Source organism: Muribacter muris (genome assembly GCF_001038205.1).
In the GTDB taxonomy this organism is placed as follows: domain Bacteria; phylum Pseudomonadota; class Gammaproteobacteria; order Enterobacterales; family Pasteurellaceae; genus Muribacter; species Muribacter muris.
In genome coordinates this window covers 1-1,772 of the sequence record NZ_JWIZ01000117.1, presented here as the reverse complement: position 1 = coordinate 1,772, position 1,772 = coordinate 1, and the positions used below count along the sequence as shown (strand labels likewise).

3 protein-coding genes are annotated in these 1,772 nt (G+C 33.7%); all 3 read right to left on the bottom strand.

Annotation, left to right across the window (positions count from 1 at the left end):
- Nucleotides 1-78 precede the first annotated feature (78 nt).
- The 3 genes from RO21_RS11935 to RO21_RS11925 all read right to left on the bottom strand — a co-directional run bounded on the left by RO21_RS11935 (nt 79) and on the right by RO21_RS11925 (nt 1,702).
- Nucleotides 79-732: a hypothetical protein gene (locus RO21_RS11935; protein ID WP_047978004.1), complete on the bottom strand. Its 654-nt coding sequence runs from the start codon at nt 730-732 to the stop codon at nt 79-81.
- A 5-nt stretch (nt 733-737) separates the two neighbouring features.
- A complete protein-coding gene (locus RO21_RS11930; protein WP_047978003.1) occupies nt 738-965 on the bottom strand; it encodes a YdcA family protein in 228 nt (75 codons plus the stop codon).
- Between the two features lie 62 nt (nt 966-1,027).
- Nucleotides 1,028-1,702, bottom strand: a complete 675-nt coding sequence (locus tag RO21_RS11925; RefSeq protein WP_053067793.1) for a BRCT domain-containing protein — start codon at nt 1,700-1,702, stop codon at nt 1,028-1,030.
- Between the last annotated feature and the right edge of the window lie 70 nt (nt 1,703-1,772).

The following is a 1,772-nucleotide window of genomic DNA, read 5'->3' as shown; positions in this document are numbered from 1 at the left end:
TTTGTTTTGCTTGTACTGACTTAAACGACTTCTTCTCATAGGGATTATTCTAACCTGAAATTAGATTTCCCTAGTTATCTAGTACAGCCCCTTATTTTTAATAGCTAATAATACATTGTTTATATTTTCCCAGTAGAAGTCTGCCTCTTGTGATAAGAATTTTAAATCAATGCAACATAATGGCTTATTTTCTATTTCTAACTTTATACTTACAGAATTATTTGATAGAGAATAATAGTTTGGATATTTTATGAAATTCTCCATAAATAATGTATTTGATGCAATATTTTTCTCCTTAGATTCATCTAATATATTACCTAAATAATCAAAAAAACGTTTCTCCACCTCATCATAATTTAATCCTTGTAGCCGGTTTTCGTCTAATAAGATACTACAAAGTTCTTTCAAGTTTATTAAATTAGATCTAATAATTTCTAAATCTCTCCCCAGCGTAGCATACACTTCATCTAATTTACTAATTATAGAATAATGAGCAGCTTTTTTGGCATACATTGCGGCATAGCTAGTCCCCACTAGCATTCCTATGGTACAGATCGCTACAATCCAATCAGTAATCGAAGTACCTTTCGGAAACAATGCCCACAATTTATCTAAATCCGCAGCCCCTAAACCAAACAAGGTGCCGATAACGACACCTATCAACATAGAGAAAGCATTTACCACGCCAAGATAGTGGTATAACTTCCTCGCCCAGTTCACAAGTAGTTTCACTCGTACTACTCCACCCCAAACCGATTCAAAAAGTCTGCCTGCTTTTTGCTGCGGCATACTTTTTTGGATTTAGAGATAGAACCATCACGGCACACAAATTTACCGCTTGCGGTACAATGGGAAATACCGCCTTTCTTGCCGGAACAAGGCTGGCGACCACGCCCCGCTTCTGAATCCGCCGCCGTAACAAAAAAGATACAAGACAACAACGCAATAGAAAGTAATTTTTTCATTTTAGGTTTTCCTCTAGGTAAGTGATAAATTTGCAAAATAATGTTAGGAACTGACTGCTTAATTAAACCTCAACAATCCATTGTTCTTCCGTAATAATTTTTACTTTATGATTTTGTTTCACCTGATATTCTTTAGCTCTTTCAATCTTTCTTCCATAACTTTGGTATATCCAATCACGAGAATTTGAATTACCGACTATTAAATAATCAATATCCATACGCCAATCATCTAAAACTATCGCACCTTGCGATTCAGCCAAAGCCTTACATTTCGATCGAGTTCCATATTTAAATCGCCCTGTGAGCTGAATAATCTTTCCACTTAAATCTAAGCCTTCTACTGTGTCAAAAAATGAACTACCAATAGATAAACCATCAACACTTCCCTGATTATCACAACCACTAAAATCGGTAATCAGTGCCTTTATTTTAGCTTTTTGATTGCTTGAAATATTATCTAAATCAACATCTTTAAATGTTTCATAGAATATTTGACACATTGGTTCTCTAGATAAATAACCGGAATAATCAACTAAATAATTGTATAAGCATTCGATTTCTTCTTGTTCAATACGCCCATCAGCAATTAATCCTTTACACAAGCCTTGTAGGAAATTTATAAGTAATTCGCTATCTGAATAATAAGTTTCTATAAGTTCTTCTGAAATCTCTGCAATTTCATCTTGAATATTTTCTAGATACTCCAGAGTGTCAATGATCTTCCAAAATTGAACCACAAAGATCCTTTAAAAGTGTTCCACTTTTATTATTTCTTAATTACGATGTTTAAATCGATAAGATTCATTA